The organism is Pontibacter deserti, assembly GCF_023630255.1.
GTDB classification, from domain to species: Bacteria; Bacteroidota; Bacteroidia; order Cytophagales; family Hymenobacteraceae; genus Pontibacter; species Pontibacter deserti.
Genome location: NZ_JALPRS010000001.1, coordinates 2,360,991 through 2,377,028, shown reverse-complemented (window position 1 = coordinate 2,377,028; position 16,038 = coordinate 2,360,991). Strand labels below are relative to the sequence as shown.

The following is a 16,038-nucleotide window of genomic DNA, read 5'->3' as shown; positions in this document are numbered from 1 at the left end:
TGGTGTATGAAGTATGCCAGCTTCCCAACCTTGGCTAAGGTATTCCTTCCTCAGGATCTCTTTGCTGCCAATTAGAGTGCTACTTTTCTAGTATGCCTTTACTCTAATAGCTCTGAAAACATACTTAACTATTATAACATGATTAAACCTTTACTTACACTTGCCCTAAGCTGCCTGTTTTTAACTGCTACTGCACAGGAGCAGCCCACAGATTACAAACGCTCCCAGTTCAGCATCAGCTATGGTCTGGCTAATCCTGCCGGTGATTTTGGTAATGATGACTGGGATGAACCCAATCCACCTTTTGCTAAGAACGGCTCACTCTTGTCACTTTCCTACACCAAAGGTTTGGGTAAACATTTTGGGCTTGGTGCAACCTGGGCCAGACGCAGCAACGATTTTAACAGCAGCCAGTACCTGAAGTATAGAAAAGACACAAACTATAGTTATACCAAAGCATCTGGCGACGCTTGGAAATCAAGCTTTGCACTGGGTGATGTGTATTTAAAAGCGCCCTTACATTCGTCAGGTACAGTAAATCTGCTCTTGTATGCAAAGGCTTCAGCAGGTATGGCTTTTCATACTTCACCTAGTTACAATCTGGAAACTGCTTTTGATAGACAAACCTATGATGCCATGAAGGACAAAACCTTTGCCTACGGTTTTGGTGCCGGGTTAGAGTTTACATCTGGCCACTTTGGTCTCGGATTTGAAGCTAATCTTCTTTCTGCTTCTGCTGAGTTTGAACGTGTTACTCACTCCAAGGACGAATATAACCAGCCAAAGACCTATACCCGCACTATAGAACAGGGCTTGAACACCTTCAACGCAGCAGTTAAGCTTTCTTATATTCTGTAAGACTTTAGGTATAACTTTACTTCCCGGTCCGGTATAAAATAAGTTTTACCAACCGGCCGGGAAGTAAAGTTATAAAAACTGAGTCATCATAAATCCTTTATTAAAGCTCATAATTGCTGAGTAAACTTACCAAACCATTCAAGCTCATAACTCTCCGCCAAAGCCATACTATAAGTGCACCTGCCAAACAACTATCAAAGCAGGCAATCGATGCTCATTAAGTATAAGATCTTAAACCAAGTAGTTTGGCCAAATTAACTATAGAAACCACCCAGCACACCACCATAAACCAAATGCCCGATTAGGGTTATAAGCGGTGTGCCACTGCCATAGTTTAATGCCAGAAAACCAGGTGGCTCCAGTTGCCGTGTCGGAGTTGGCCCCTGGTAAGGCCGTGCCATTCGGGGGTGTATGTAGTTCATGATCTGAAGCCCGACGGTGAGTACAAATGCCGCATGTACCAGCCCAATTGCTGCGCCGAACCACCAGGTTTGCAGGCCGGTACTTTCAAAAGCTGCGACATAGATCGAAGCGAATAGCCAACCCATTGCCAGGTGAGCTAGAAAGCCAAGCCAGGGAGCATTATCCCGATTGGAGGTAAAAAGGGTGCCCAGCATAAAAGGCAGGTCCATGCGGGTTAAGCCAAGTGGCCGGGATACTGACAACAGAACAGTAAGTATAAGTGTGGCGGCAAAACCCCAGAGAAGTAAATTAGTGATATGCATGATTTACAGGAGCTTTGTGGTATACTTCGTTTATAGCGTAGGCAGCGTTTATTAACCCGATATGGGTAAAGCCTTGCGGATAGTTTCCCCAAAGCGCATAGGTGGCAGGATCTATTTCTTCTGATAAAAGCCCATTAAGGCCAGCACACTTAACTATAGTATCAAACAGGGTCATGGCTTTTTCAATTTCCCCGATCCTTGCCAGATTTTCGACCAGCCAAAAGTTGCAGATGCCAAATGCGCCTTCCTTTCCACAGAGCCCGTCTTCCAGGTTCAGGTAGCGGTAAAGCAGGCTGTTTTCTGCTAGGCGCTCCTCTATCAGCTTTATAGTAGAAATCATTCTGGGAGATGAGGCCTCGCAATACCCCACAAGCGGAAAAACAAGCAGACTGGCATCCAGTTTATCACCGTTCAGTTCGTGGGTATAGGAGTTGAGTTCTCTATTATAACCAGAATCCTCTATTGCGTTTTTTATACTTGCTGCCGTTTCTCTAAACTTTTCAAGCGGTGCATAGGGCCAGTTATACTTTTCAATAAGCTTTATTAGCCTGTCCAGGCCTGCCCACGCCATTACTTTGGAGTGCGTATGATGCAGGCTGGAAGATCGTATTTCCCAGATGCCATTATCGGGCTTATTCCAGTTTTCGCAGATGATCTTGCCCAGCCCGATCACAAACCTTCTGGAGTCGCGGTCAAACTCTTTAACCAGCGGAGAGTAGGTGAAAACAGCATCCAGCACTTCGCCATACACATCTAGCTGGAACTGCTTATCCGCCCCATTGCCAACCCGCACTGGTTTGGAGTCTGCGTAGCCTTTCAACCAGTTAAGTATTTGTTCAGGCAACGAGGCATGGCCGAACACAGAATATACAACCTGTAGTTTGGGGCGTGTCAGACGGGTAGCATGCAGGATCCAGTTCATGTAGGCGTGTGCTTCCTCTTCGTACCCGAGCTTTAGTAAAGCCCTGATGGTAAAAGAGGCATCGCGTAGCCAGCAGTAACGGTAATCCCAGTTTCTTTCGCCGCCGGGGTTTTCGGGTAAAGAGGTGGTAGGGGCAGCAATAATGGCACCCGAAGGAGCGTAGGTCAATAGTTTAAGTGCCAATGCGCTCCGCTTTACTTCTTCTTTATATAGGCCATCATACCTACATTTCCCGATCCAGTTTTTCCAGAAGCTTATAGTTTGCTGCATACGTTCCAGGCCTGTTTGTTTAAGCTCAGGAAGTATAGCCGGGCTTTGGTTGGAGTAGCTAAACGAAAAAATAACCTGTTCACCTGGGCCGACATCAAATTCAGCAGTTGCTTTACCCGGCTCGTTTTCAGCAAGAGTTAACTGGCCAGGTGGTAGGGTGCTGAGTAAGGTATAAATGTGTTCTTTCCAGTTGAAATGGATGCCAAACTTTTTCCGGTCGTGCAGGTGAGGTGTGCTTTTACCATAGTAAATTCCGGGAGCGTATTCCAGCTTAAAACTAATTTTTCCGGAGATGCCTTCCACAATCCTAAGCACTTCATGATCGGGGAAAAGCGTACGTTTTTTGTCTTCTTCTGTATGGGCTGTAAAGGCATCCAGAAGGCGGGCTTTACCTGTTGCAGTTTCAAATATGGTTTCCACTACGTTGGAATCTGGCACATAGCGCTGCTCCGAACTATAGTTGCCAACAGGGGTTATGGAAAAGTAACCACCGCGCTCTTTATCTAAAATAGCTGCAAAAACTGCTGGAGAGTCAAATTCAGGAAGGCAACACCAATCTATAAACCCTGTATTGCTTACCAGGGCGGCAGCACGTGAATTCCCGATCAGGGTATAGTCTGTGAGCCTTGTTGCCATAGTTGATGCGTAAGTCCTATAGTTAGATACGCATCCGGCGGGTTAGTTACATTTTCCTGTTTACCTAACTTACTTTCCAAACCAATCCAGCACAAACTCCTGCGGCCATAACCAGATTATAAGCGCCCCTGCAATCAGCGATATCCCAAACAATAAAGCCACTCTGGCAAATAAAGCTTTGTTACCAAGTATAGCTACAAGGGCTCCTTTAAAAGCAATGTTAGAAAGCGCTGCTACTAGTATCAGTTTCCAGCCGGTTTCCAGTTCTATGGTTTTGTTGTTCATCAGCCGCGAGGTAGAAAGGGTAATGGCATCTACATCTGTTAAGCCAGAGATGATAGCTACAATGTATAGTCCGCTTTTCCCGAAATGGTCTTTGGCGGCGGCTGTGGCAAGTATAACCAAAGCATAAACAACCCCAAACACCAATGCCGTTTTAAGGTGGGCTGGGTTTTCCTGCTCAGGCATTTGTCCCGAATCTTCCTTTTTCATAAAAAACCCGAAGCTTACAAGTATAGCCATCAATAGCAGCAAGCTTAAAAGGGGCGGGGCAACCCGACTTAAAGTAGTAGGGGCTACCACCGATATCTCTATTATAATTCTGAGCAAAGACACCGCAGTAGCAATAAAAATGACCAACGCCACCAGGTTATAGTTTGTACTTTTAGTGTTGCCTGCAGACTTGGAGCGCTTGGCGTAACTAACCGTGGTAGCCGTACTCGAAATTAGACCTCCTAGCATTCCGCCAAGCAAGGTGCCGGCTTTATTCCCTAAGACTTTATAGGCAAAATAGCCGGCTAAGCCAATTCCTACAATCAGCACCACCATCAGCCAGATATTATAGGGGTTCATTACTTGGTATGGGCCATACGTTTTGTTGGGAAGCACGGGAAGTATAACCAGCGAAATAACTACAAACTGCATAATGGCCCGCAGGTCTTTTTCGCCCAGTTTTGCAATAGCCTGGTGCAGGGGTTCCTTCAGGTGCAGCAGAACGGCAACAGAGGCACCAATGGCTATAGCTACAGGTGTTTTTCCGGATACCAGGTAGGCACCAACTGCAAACATAAGCAACACTGCAGCTTCTGTGGTCTGGCCAATATCTACATGTTCTTTTCCGCGCTGCATTAGGTTAGCAACTACAACTAGAGCTGTAGTACCTAGTGCACCTGCAGCAATTATCCAACCACCAAAGTCCTGAGCCAGCCACGCGCATACTGTACCAAAAACAGTAATGAGGGGAAAGGTGCGGACACCGGCCATGCGCGCATTCTCATGCTGACGTTGCAAACCCACCAATAAACCAAGGCCTAGTGAAATTGCCAATGTCTGGAAGAGCTCAATGTCTGGCATAGTGTGTAGGTTGTTTGAAAGGAGGTATAAGTATAAAAAATAAAAGTATAGCTGTTTGCTATACTTTTATACTTGCATGTAGCATGCAGGTTATACTTGATACGTAAACTTAAAAGGTCAATGTGCCTGCAATTTCTCTTAAGGATACTTCAGCTATTTTAGCCTGAAATTGCGCATTAGTAAAGCGAACAGTGGCATTTACATAATTTAGCTGTGCCTCTCGTACCTCGATAGGGGTGATACTGCCAAGCTTTAACTTTTCCAGCGTGATGTCCAGGTTCTGTCTGGCAATTTTCTGGTTGTTTTCCTCCAGTTCTACCAGCGACAGGCTCGTTAAGTATGTTTGGTAAGCAGAGGTTAACTGCGAGTTTATATTTTGGTTTAGCTGCTCATACTCCAGTTGTGCACTCTTCATAGAGATAGCGGCATTCTGCTCGCTGCGGCGCTGCAGAAATCCGTTGAATATGTTAACAGAAGCTGATACGCCGTAGTTTAACCCATTACCAGTTGATAAGGTAGTAAATCCAAGTGCTGATTCGGCCCGGTTAAAGTTATAGCCGGTATTTAAGCTAACCCTTGGCATACGGTTGGCTTTTACCTGTTTCATGTCTAGCTCAGCTACACGCTTGTTAATGATGGCAGCCTGCAGGGCCGGGTTCTGCTGTGCCGCTTTATCAGCCAGTTGTTGTAGTACCAGCTGATCGTCAATCGTAAAGGTTTCTACTACCCTGAAGCGCAGGTTCACGTCTCGTGCCAGAAGTTCGTTCAGCTGTGTCTGTGTATTCTGGTAGAGTTCGTGCTGGCGCATAATTCTGGTCGTATCGGTATTGTAATCAACCTGTGCATTCAGTACCTCCAACTTAGACACTTTACCAATCTCGAAACGGTTTTTTGCAATTTGCACCCGCTCTCGCGAAATCAGCATAGCCGTATCAAGTGCTCTTAGTTGCTGCTGCTGCTGTACCAGGTCGTAGTAGGTGCTCATTACATCACCAATTCTGGTAAGTATGGTTTGCTGCAGGTCGGCTTCGCCTAGTTTCTGAAACTCTTTCAACTGTTCGTAGCGCGCAAACATGCCAAGGCCATCAAAAATGGTCCAGTTAAGGCCAACGCCATAATTTAAAGTGGAGCCTCTGGCTCCGTTACGTTCTACCTTATCACCACTCTCGCGAGTTTGCGAGCTATTTTGTATAGTGTTGTTCTGATTAAGGGTACCGGTAACAACAGGCAGCATTCCGGCATTGGCACGGTTTGCATTGTTCCTGTCTATTTCCAGATCATTTGCTACAAGCTTGATGTCATAGTTTCGCTCCAACGCAATTTTAATGGCATCTTCCAGCGTCAGAACTTCCTGTGCATTTGCGCTGCCCGCAAAAAGTATAGACAAAGCAAATGCTACAAGAACAGCAATTTTATACTTCATATAAGTATTTAGTAAGATAAGTCAGGTTAGAGATTAAACAACTGCTTTTTCGTAAGCCTCGATCTGCTCAAATTCCGGGTGGTGCTTGCGCGGTCTGGACCACATAGCATAGATGGCCGGAATAACGAACAGGGTAAGTATAAGCGAGAACATAGTACCGCCCACAATTACAATACCCATACCCATACGGCTTTGTGCAGCAGCACCCAGCGCCAGTGCAATTGGCAACGCACCTAAAGCAATCGCCAAACTTGTCATCAGGATCGGGCGAAGACGGGCTTCAGCAGCTTCCAATATGGCCTCGTGTTTCGGTTTGCCCTGTTCCCGGAGTTGGTTCGCAAATTCGACTATTAATATACCGTTCTTCGTCACGAGCCCAATCAGCATAATTGTACCGATCTGGCTGAAGATGTTCCATGTCTGGCCAAACAACCACAACGAAAGCATGGCACCAGCTACCGCCATAGGTACGGTAAGTATAATTATCAGCGGGTCAACAAAGCTCTCGAACTGTGCAGCAAGTATAAGATAGATCAAAAGTAAAGCTAAGCCGAAAGCAAAGGTCGTATTTGATCCACTCTCTACAAAGTCTCTTGACTCGCCGCCAAGGTCAGTTGAGAAGGTGTCATCCAGTACTTTTTCCTTGATACGGTCCATCGCTTCGATACCATCGCCTATACTTTTGCCCGGTGCTAAGCCAGCCGAAATAGTAGCCGACATGTAACGGTTGTTGTGGTATAGCTGTGGCGGGCTGCTGCGCTCGGTCATGGTTACCAGGTTATCCAGTTGAACCAACTTACCGTCTTTGCTGCGTACGAAAAGCGAAGTAAGGTCAAGCGGATCATCGCGGTCTGGTCGGTCGAACTGGCCCATTACCTGGTACTGGCGACCGTTCATCAAAAAGTACCCGAAGCGCTGCCCACTCAGCGACAGCTGCAGTGTTTGAGCCACATCAATTACCGATACTCCTAAGCTTTGTGCTTTTTCACGATCAATAGAAATGTTGATTTCCGGTTTATTAAATTTCAGGTTAACGTCTACGTTCGAGAAAGTAGGATCTTTGCTGGCTTCATCCATAAACTCAGGAATTTTTTCTTCGAGCTTCTGAAAGTTTGGTGCTTGGATAATGTACTGTATCGGCTGGCCACCACGGCGGTTTACAGAGATGGTTGGCTGCTGGGTAACCATTGTACGCGCTTCCGGGTAACGGCGTGTAAGGCCGGTCAGGTAATCAGCCACTTCTTTCTGAGAGCGTTCGCGTTCGTTTGGCTGCTTCAGGGCAATACGCATCATACCGCTGTTCACAGATCCACCGCCAAAACCAGGCGAAGTGATCACAAGGTTTACATCTTTCTCAGGTATAGAGTCGTTTACCAGTTGATTCAGCTCCTGCATAAAACGATCCATGTACTCGTATGAAGCGCCTTCAGGGGCAGTAGCCATTACGCGCAGCATACTTCTGTCATCGTAAGGGGCAGTCTCTTTCTGAAGTATAGTAAAGAACAGACCAATTAAACCGATACAAACGAGGATGATCGGGAAGCTAAGCCATTTGCGTTTCATAAAGCTGCTCAGCGCACTGGCATAGCTTGCGTTCATTTTCTCGAAGTATGGCTCTGTAAAGTTGTAGAACTTCGTTTTCTTATGTGCGCCACCTTTCATCAGGTAAGCGTTCAGCATCGGGGTCAGGGTCAGCGATACAAAAGCTGAAATAAGAACAGCCGCACCAATCACCACACCAAATTCCCGGAACAGGCGCCCCACAAAGCCTTCCAGGAAAATAACCGGTAAGAACACCGCAGCCAACGTAATCGAGATGGAAATTACAGCCAGGAAGATCTCGTTAGATCCTTTAATGGCAGCTTCTATCGGCGACATGCCTTCTTCTACTTTCTTAAAGATGTTCTCTGTTACCACAATACCGTCATCCACCACAAGACCTGTTGCGAGTACCACTGCCAATAGCGTCAATACGTTTACAGAGAAACCACACAGGTACATGATAAAAAATGTAGCGATCAGGGATACCGGAATATCGATAAGCGGACGGAAAGCAATACTCCAGTCGCGGAAGAACAGGTAAATAATAAGTATAACCAGTACCAGCGCGATAAGTATAGTTTCGGCCACTTCTGTAACTGACTGCTTAATGAATATGGTATTATCCATCGCAATGTCCAGTTTTATGTCTTCCGGAAGGTCTTTTTTCAGCTTCTCGAACTGCTCGTAAAATTTGTCGGATATATCGAGGTAGTTTGTACCAGGCTGCGGTATAATGGCCATACCTACCATTGGCTTACCCGACTCACTCATCTTCGTCTCATAGTTCTCAGGGCCAAGCTCTGCTGTGCCCAGATCGCTGAAACGGATGATCTTATTGTTGTCTGACTTAACGATCAGGTTGTTAAATTGCTCGGCAGTAGAGAGGTTCCCTAACGTTTTAACAACCAGTTCAGTGTTTTCGCCACTGATTTTACCAGAAGGCAATTCTACGTTCTCACGGTTAAGGGCAGTGCGTACGTCGCCAACAGTTAGTCCGTAAGAGGCAAGCTTCATCGGGTCGAGCCACAGGCGCATGGCATAGCGTTTTTGTCCCCAGATCTGCACGCTACTTACACCTGGTATAGTTTGCAGACGCTGTGATATTACGTTTTCGGCATAATCGCTCAGCTGCAACTGGTCGCGGCTCTCGCTTTGCACCGTCATGGTAATGATCGGTTCAGAGTCTGCATCGGCTTTGGCAACTACCGGCGGTGCATCAATATCCTGCGGCAGGTTTCTTACGGCCTGCGATACTTTGTCGCGAACATCATTGGTAGCTTCTTCCAGGTCTTTATCCAGGTTAAACTCAATGTTGATGTTGCTTCGACCCTGGTTACTCGATGAAGAAATGTTACGGATACCATCGATAGAGTTAATGGCTTTTTCGAGTGGCTCCGTTATCTGTGACTCAATAATATCGGCGTTGGCACCCGAGTAACTGGTACTAACCGATACAATGGCCGGGTCGATAGACGGATACTCGCGCACCCCCAGAAAGCTATACCCGATAAAGCCAAATAAGATCAGCATCAGGTTTATAACGATCGTGAAAACGGGACGCTTTATACTTGTGGTTGATAAACTCATACTTCTCGATCTTTACTGTTTCTTTCCAACTGCTACTTTCACAGGAGTACCTTCTTTTAACGTCATGATACCGGTTGTCAGTACAGTATCACCAGCTTGCAGGCCCGTCGTGATCAGTACATCCTTTTCGGTTCTTGTTGATGTTTCTACCATCACTTCCTTGGCTTTACCATCTTTTGCTACAAACAGCTTTTTACCGTTCTGTACAGGTATAATGGCTTCGCTAGGTACTAGCAGCGCATCCTCGATAACAGCTAACGGCAGTTCGATATTCGCAAAAGAACCTGGCATTAAGGTGCCATCAGCGTTGGCAGCGCGTGCACGAAGTTGTAATGTACGGCTGCTGGCTTCTATACCTGGCTCAATAGCATAAACGGTGGCTGTATGTTTTTCGGATGAACCGGCAACCGTGAAAGTAAGGGCAGTGTTTTGCTTTACCTGGCTGGCATATTTTTCAGGAACTGAGAACGTGATCTTCAGCGGGTCTGTACTTACCAGGTTGGCTATAACAGTTTCTGGCGAAATGAAGCTGCCTTCAGAGATATTGCGCAGACCAATGCGGCCAGAGAACGGGGCGCGTATGGTTGTTTTAGCCAGCTGGGCCTGTATCAGTTGTGTCTGTGCCTGTGCTGATTTCAGGTCGGCGCGGGCAACATCGTATTCTTCACGGCTGATGGCTTCTTTGTTTAGCAGCAATCCTGCACGGCGCTCATTTTCAGCGGCCAGGCTCTGGCGCGTACGGGCTTGAGCCAACTGTGCACGCAGTTCCGAGTCATCAATCTTTACCAATACCTGGCCTTTGCTAACCTTATTTCCCTCCTGAAAAGAGATGGATTTTACTAAACCAGATACCTGAGACCTGATCTGTACCTGCTCATCAGCTTCTATAGAGCCAGTAACAGACAAAGTGTTAGCAAAATTCTGTGGCTGAATTACCACGCCGTCTACACGCATAGCTGGCATACCACCCGGGCCGCCTGGACCACCTGGACCTCTGCCGCCACCGCCACCCGGACCACCGGCTCCTTCGCTTTTATTTTGCGTGATGCGGTAAGCTACCAGTGCTCCAAATCCGAGTATAAGCAGGGTGTAAACGATGTATTTGATCTTCATAAAATGTTAGGTGATTTTGATAGGTTTCCTCGGGCAGAGGATGTTAGTTTAGCTATTAAAGTATAAATTTAGTTTTGCAAAAAGTATAACCGGGCTACCTGCTACTTGTTTTGCCAGCAACTGCGGTAATTTTGCAGTTTCGGCCCAAGCCGAACTCTTGGACTACCAGGTAAGCAAATGGTTTAATCAGGTGATGGCAGTACTTCCATTTTATGGTTTTACTGTGTTCTCTGAGATTTAAAGTTATAACGTTAAAGTATAAATCAGAAACCAGCCGGGGGGTAAATCTGCGTAAGTATAAATTGAATAGCTAAACAGCAACTTTATCAGGTTAAACCGTTTGTGATAGCAATACAATTATGAGCGACAAAAAAGAAAACTTCTTTGAAAATGTATATGAAGTGGTAAAGCTGATACCAACAGGCCGGGTTACGTCTTATGGGGCTATTGCCAGTTATTTAGGCTCTAAGGGCTCGGCGCGTATGGTTGGCTGGGCCTTAATCGCATCACATCCGCTAACCAAAATACCAGCACACCGGGTAGTAAACAGGGTTGGTATGTTAACAGGTAAACAGCATTTTGATGAGCCAAACGCCATGAGGGAGCGCCTGGAACAGGAAGGTGTAAAAGTTGAGAACGACCAGGTTGTAAACTTCGATAAACTGTTCTGGGACCCTAGTAAAGAACTGCTGTAGGGTAGGGGCTAATCCCGATCCCAGATTCTCTTTACCGAGCCTTCGTGTTTTTCCACTTTCCAGTTGTTGGTGCTGGCTAATGCAAACAGTTTAGTGCGCAGCTTTTTAGGATATAGTATTTTAGTAGCGGTCTTTGGCTGTGTGTAAGCCGGTACTATATTTAAATGAGCCAGTATTTCGTAGGTTGCTGCAGCACATCGCATGCCTGTAAGGGCGTAATCGTAGGGTGTCTGGTTCAGGTAAGCTGTGGAGATATTAGCTAGTTGTTGCTTTTGCTGCGTTGTAATCGGAATATAAACTATAGCCCTCTTTATACTATCACTGCTGGTTTTATAAAGGTCATAAAACATTTCTTCAGATAAGTGAATGTAGGTGCTGTGCGGGTTCCGCTTATTCGGGAACCAATGGAATTTACCCTTTCGCACAAAGTTCAGGATCTGGTTGCTGCTACCGGCTTCTATACCTACATGCCCGCCCAATACACCACCAAACCATTTCTCTTCCACGTTTTTATACTTTGGATGCGGCTTAGAGCCGTACAGGAAGTGCACTTTTATAAAAGTGGAATCCTGGGCTAAGGCCGCCTGACCTAAGAGACATAAGGTAAGTATAAAGACCAGTTTATGCATAGGAATGATTTGCTGAATCTCAATAACAAATCGGTTTTAAGCTAAGTTTTCCTGATGTGCGAATTTGTTTCTTTTGGTTGCTAACCTTCCTGCTATGTATGCCATCGGAATATATGCTCCAACTAAGTCAACTATAGTATACCAGGTTGGGGAAGGAAGCATGAAAACACTGGCTATACCTCCGGCTAAGAAAAAGATACCAATACCCAGCGCAAGTTTTATTTTGTGGTTAGCGGCAATTAACGCAGCTATAAATGCGCCTGCAAAAGTGCCCAGCGCATGTGCCAGAAACGGAAAAATAAAATGCTTAGGCTGGAACAAATGCATGGATGCTTTTAAACCTTCTGTGGTAGTAACATCTGCGCCGTCTGGGGGAGGAATGATGGAACCGCTAACCGCGATAAGGCTCATATTCACTAAACTGCCAATTACAATACCAGCTATAATTGCCAGAATGTTTCTAATGATCGGGTTCATCCTTCTATGTTTTAAAGGTTTTATCTATAGGTTATTTTCTATCTGTCTTTCAATTGCAGTTTCATCATTATGTCCGTCTGCTCGTCGTTGCCTAACCTGAAAATGTGTTTGTCAAAGGCAACGAAGCCATTCTTCTTATAAAAGTTTATTGCTCTTGGGTTTTCTTCCCAGACACCTAACCAAACATAGGCTGCATTTTTCTGCTTTGCAATTTGCATTGCCTTCTCATAAAGCAGTTGTCCTACATTTTGTCCGTGAAATTCTTTCAGCACATAAATCCGTTCAATCTCAAGTGCTTTGTCGTCTTGTAGTTCTGTCTGTGATTGTCCGAAGTTCAGTTTCAGATAGCCGATCACCTTATTGTTGAGTAGAGCAAAATAAAATTCTGAGTCTGGGTTATTCAGTTCAGCAGTTAATTTTTCTTTAGAGAATCCTTCTTCTAAATATGCTGCCATATTCTCCTCCGAGTTCCCTGCTGAAAAAGTCTCGGAAAACGTCTGTCTGCCAATTTCTTGCAATTGGATAATGTCGTTTAGCGTTACTCTTTTTATGTTAATGTTTTCCATGCTTTTAGAGTGGGAAATTGAGGAATTGTTATTAACATCCTTGATATGGTGTACTCACATGCACAAGTGGTCTTGTTTCCGCTAGTGTTTTTTGTTCCAATCGATTTTTATAATTTCTTTATCTCTAATCAGTATCATTGAGATTTCTCTTTCAACTGCAGTCCCATAATCATCTAAGTTAATAAATATCTCTCCAGATGCGTATTTTTTAGTTATGGGCTCATGAGTATACAAATCACTGTTAAAGAGAGGGTCTACTATTAGAACTTTATTCCCATTAATCTCAGCTAAAAAAGTCCTATTCTGCCAATGAACAACATATAAGATTTTATCTTCCCACTCAAAACTTGAAAACAACTGAATCCAATAGAAGTCAAAGAGCTCGGCTACATGTTTTGTAGAGTTAGAAAATTCATTGGTTTCAATGTTAATTCTTTTTGTTTTTAAGTTCTTCAGATTCGTGAGTTTAGTTGGGTCAGGGACAAGTTTTAGATCAGCACTTCCCCCTTCATGACCCAAATGTGAAAGAATCTTAAACCCTTCCTCATCTTTTGTAACAGTATTAGCACAGGTTGCCTCGGTAAAATAGGTTTCTTTCGTTTCTCGATTGTAGAAATAAACTGTTCCGCCCCATTCTCCATTACAGTCACTAAACACAATGTAATCCTTGTTTTCATATAGATGGGATTTAGAGTTGACTTTAAGTGGAAGCTTTTGTGTTTTAATCCAGTTATTTGATGAATTGAGATACCAGAATCGGCCTTTAGACAGGCCATACAGTTTATTGTCAATTAACCAATGAGCTTTAAACTTTCGCTTGTTTAATGCAGCTTCTAAGTTCTTATTTCTTGAAAAGTCAGATAATCTGAAGCAAGCATAATGACCTGGCTCGAACAAGGATATAACATGCCCTTTATAGATAACAGAATAGGACAAAGGGAACAAACTGTTTGGATTTGGACTGTTTATTACTATTGTTTTAGTTTTGAAGCCAATGGAAGAATCAGCTAGACTAATATTAAAGTCTTTTCCCTTATAAATTGAAGGTACACTAATGCTATCTTCAAAGAATGGCCCCACTCTAGTCCCAAAAGATACAACCAAAGAATCAAAGTCACTTGTTTGGGCTTTGCAGTAGAAACAAACGGAGAATAACACAACAATTGAAAGAATTAATTTCATTCTTATTATTTCATATTTGCGGTAACTAAAGTATAGCAGTATTCCTACTCCTGTTATTTGCCAAATACAATGGCTAGCATGAGTACCTACTTATCAAATATAAGAAATTACTAATACATTTTACCCGGTCACCATCTCAAGTATAATTGCAAAAAACTTGTTTTAGAACGACCTTCGCAGAAACAGCCGCAACCAATGAAGATCAAGTTAATAGCGATAGGCAAAACCGACGAAAAGTTTCTGGAAGAGGGGATAGACAAGTACCTGAAACGACTGAAGCATTACCACCCGTTCGAGTTTATAGTTATACCTGATATAAAGCAGGGCGGCAAGTATAGCCCCGATAAACTGAAGGAAGAAGAAGGCAAACTTATACTTCAGAAAGTGCAGGAAGGCGATTTCCTGATTCTGCTGGATGAAAAAGGCAAGATGTTTACGTCCGGTGAGTTTGCCACCTTTCTGCAAAAGAAACTGAACAGCGTTACCACCAACCTGATATTTGTAATAGGAGGGGCTTTCGGATTTTCGCCGGCTGTGTATGAGCGGGCAAATGATAAAATGGCGTTGTCTAAAATGACATTCACGCACCAGATGATCCGGATGTTCTTTACCGAGCAACTTTACCGCGGCTTCACCATTCTGCGCGGCGAAAAGTACCACAACGATTAAAGCTATACTTACTGCTATACTGTTGCTGGCGCAGGCCTAACAATCAACAGCAAGTATAAAATGACTAGTACTGTTGCTGTGCCGGTAAGTATAAAAGTTGCCGGAGCGCCATAGTTGTACCAGATTAAACCCGCCAGTGAGCTTGCCAGCATGGTGCAAATGCTCTGGAAACCGGAATAAGTGCCGATAGCAGTAGCAGTATCCTGTTTGCTGGTAATGTTGCTGATCCAGGCCTTCGAGATACCCTCGGTAGCGGCGGCATACATGCCGTAAAGCAGGAAAAGGAGCAGGTAAACATACAAACTATTTTGTGCTGCCACCCCAAAGTATACCCCTGCAAAAAGTACCAGGCCAAGTATAAACATCTTCTTCAGCCCGATCTTGTCGGCCACTATACCTGCCGGAAAAGCAAATAAGGCATACACCAGGTTATAAAAGATATAGATACCGATAACGGCTGTGTCGGAGATGCCTGTCTGTTTCATTTTAAGCAGCAAAAACACATCGGAGCTGTTGAATAAGGTAAATGCCAGGAGTCCGGCAACAAGCCTTCGGTATTCCGGTGGGCTTTCTTTCCAGTAGCCAAGAAAGGAAAAGAAAGAAGGCCTGGCCTGGGACGTGGATCTGCTTGCAACTTTCTCCTTTAATAACAGCGAAGCCAGTATAGCGAGTAAACCGGGAATAAATGCGATGTAGAATAATGTTGTATAATCTTCAGGATAGAAATAGAGGTAGAGCAGCGCCAAACCGGGTCCTAAAACTGCACCCAACGTATCCATGCCTCTATGAAATCCGAATACTTTGCCTTTGGTAGCTGGTGTGGCTTCATCAGAAAGTATAGCATCACGGGCACCGGTGCGTATGCCCTTGCCAAAGCGGTCGAGGGTGCGGGCAAAAAAGATCCAGAGCGGGTAAGTAAGCAGGGCCAGCATGGGTTTGGAAACAGCACTTAAAGTATAGCCCAACTGCACAAAAGGTACCCGCCTTCCGGTAACGTCCGAAAGCTTTCCGAAGTAGCCTTTGCTGAGGCCGGCAGTTGCTTCTGCTATACCTTCCAACACACCTATCAGCAGCACCGAAAAACCAATTTTTTTAAGGTAGATAGGCATAACAGGGTACAGCATTTCGCTGGCCGTATCGGTTAGCAGGCTAACAACAGATAAGATCCAGATGGCTTTGGTGATGTACTTCAAAGCTTATAGTTTTAACAGTCGGGGCAGGGAATCAGATATATTGCTACTAAAACAGCTTACAGCACTGCTTTACGATGCCGGAGTTACTTTAGGTACCTGCTCATTTTAAATACAAAACGCTGCTCTGCTCATTATCGTGGATTAAATCTTTTTACAGTAAAAGCTGTTGGGCAAGTATAGTTGGCTGCTTGTAACACA

Annotated in this window: 14 protein-coding genes; 3 read left to right on the top strand and 11 right to left on the bottom strand. The window is 44.7% G+C overall.

From position 1 onward, the window contains the following. Positions 1 to 138 precede the first annotated feature (138 nt). Positions 139 to 858 carry an outer membrane beta-barrel protein gene (locus MJ612_RS10445; RefSeq protein ID WP_187033420.1) on the top strand — a complete coding sequence of 240 codons (720 nt, stop codon included), beginning with the start codon at positions 139 to 141 and terminating at the stop codon, positions 856 to 858. A gap of 254 nt (positions 859 to 1,112) precedes the next feature. Here the strand turns inward: MJ612_RS10445 and MJ612_RS10440 are convergent, their stop codons facing one another. The 6 genes from MJ612_RS10440 to MJ612_RS10415 all read right to left on the bottom strand — a co-directional run bounded on the left by MJ612_RS10440 (position 1,113) and on the right by MJ612_RS10415 (position 10,429). Next, positions 1,113 to 1,583: a hypothetical protein gene (locus MJ612_RS10440; protein WP_187033419.1), complete on the bottom strand. Its 471-nt coding sequence runs from the start codon at positions 1,581 to 1,583 to the stop codon at positions 1,113 to 1,115. Then, the gene (locus MJ612_RS10435; protein ID WP_187033418.1) at positions 1,570 to 3,411 is read right to left on the bottom strand and encodes a glycoside hydrolase family 15 protein; all 1,842 of its coding nucleotides are present in this window, start codon (positions 3,409 to 3,411) and stop codon (positions 1,570 to 1,572) included. The genes MJ612_RS10440 and MJ612_RS10435 overlap by 14 nt, the downstream gene beginning before the upstream one ends. 69 nt (positions 3,412 to 3,480) lie before the next feature. Further along, positions 3,481 to 4,764 (bottom strand): MgtC/SapB family protein, encoded by a 1,284-nt coding sequence (locus tag MJ612_RS10430; protein ID WP_187033417.1) that lies wholly within the window; start codon positions 4,762 to 4,764, stop codon positions 3,481 to 3,483. A gap of 109 nt (positions 4,765 to 4,873) precedes the next feature. Continuing rightward, positions 4,874 to 6,187 (bottom strand): TolC family protein, encoded by a 1,314-nt coding sequence (locus MJ612_RS10425; RefSeq protein WP_187033416.1) that lies wholly within the window; start codon positions 6,185 to 6,187, stop codon positions 4,874 to 4,876. 33 nt (positions 6,188 to 6,220) lie between these two features. After that, entirely contained in the window at positions 6,221 to 9,316 is a 3,096-nt protein-coding gene (locus MJ612_RS10420; RefSeq protein ID WP_187033415.1) for an efflux RND transporter permease subunit, read from the bottom strand. A 12-nt stretch (positions 9,317 to 9,328) separates the two neighbouring features. After that, positions 9,329 to 10,429, bottom strand: coding sequence for an efflux RND transporter periplasmic adaptor subunit (locus MJ612_RS10415; protein WP_187033414.1), 1,101 nt, complete (start codon positions 10,427 to 10,429; stop codon positions 9,329 to 9,331). A gap of 359 nt (positions 10,430 to 10,788) precedes the next feature. Between MJ612_RS10415 and MJ612_RS10410 the strand changes: the two genes are divergently transcribed. After that, positions 10,789 to 11,124, top strand: coding sequence for an MGMT family protein (locus MJ612_RS10410; protein ID WP_187033413.1), 336 nt, complete (start codon positions 10,789 to 10,791; stop codon positions 11,122 to 11,124). 8 nt (positions 11,125 to 11,132) lie between these two features. On the opposite strand, the gene MJ612_RS10405 is transcribed toward MJ612_RS10410, so the two are convergent. From MJ612_RS10405 to MJ612_RS10390, 4 genes are all read right to left on the bottom strand, one after another. After that, positions 11,133 to 11,753 (bottom strand): hypothetical protein, encoded by a 621-nt coding sequence (locus tag MJ612_RS10405; protein ID WP_187033412.1) that lies wholly within the window; start codon positions 11,751 to 11,753, stop codon positions 11,133 to 11,135. Between the two features lie 36 nt (positions 11,754 to 11,789). Continuing rightward, positions 11,790 to 12,230, bottom strand: a complete 441-nt coding sequence (locus tag MJ612_RS10400) for a hypothetical protein (RefSeq protein WP_187033411.1) — start codon at positions 12,228 to 12,230, stop codon at positions 11,790 to 11,792. A 38-nt stretch (positions 12,231 to 12,268) separates the two neighbouring features. Beyond that, entirely contained in the window at positions 12,269 to 12,796 is a 528-nt protein-coding gene (locus MJ612_RS10395; RefSeq protein ID WP_187033410.1) for a GNAT family N-acetyltransferase, read from the bottom strand. Positions 12,797 to 12,877: 81 nt separating this feature from the next. Then, a complete protein-coding gene (locus tag MJ612_RS10390; protein WP_187033409.1) occupies positions 12,878 to 13,978 on the bottom strand; it encodes a hypothetical protein in 1,101 nt (366 codons plus the stop codon). Between the two features lie 195 nt (positions 13,979 to 14,173). On the opposite strand from MJ612_RS10390, the gene rlmH reads away from it, so the two are divergent. Continuing rightward, the gene (rlmH, locus tag MJ612_RS10385; RefSeq protein WP_187033408.1) at positions 14,174 to 14,647 is read left to right on the top strand and encodes a 23S rRNA (pseudouridine(1915)-N(3))-methyltransferase RlmH; all 474 of its coding nucleotides are present in this window, start codon (positions 14,174 to 14,176) and stop codon (positions 14,645 to 14,647) included. A gap of 14 nt (positions 14,648 to 14,661) precedes the next feature. Here rlmH and MJ612_RS10380 read toward each other — a convergent pair whose 3' ends face one another. Further along, positions 14,662 to 15,840: an MFS transporter gene (locus MJ612_RS10380; RefSeq protein ID WP_187033407.1), complete on the bottom strand. Its 1,179-nt coding sequence runs from the start codon at positions 15,838 to 15,840 to the stop codon at positions 14,662 to 14,664. Between the last annotated feature and the right edge of the window lie 198 nt (positions 15,841 to 16,038).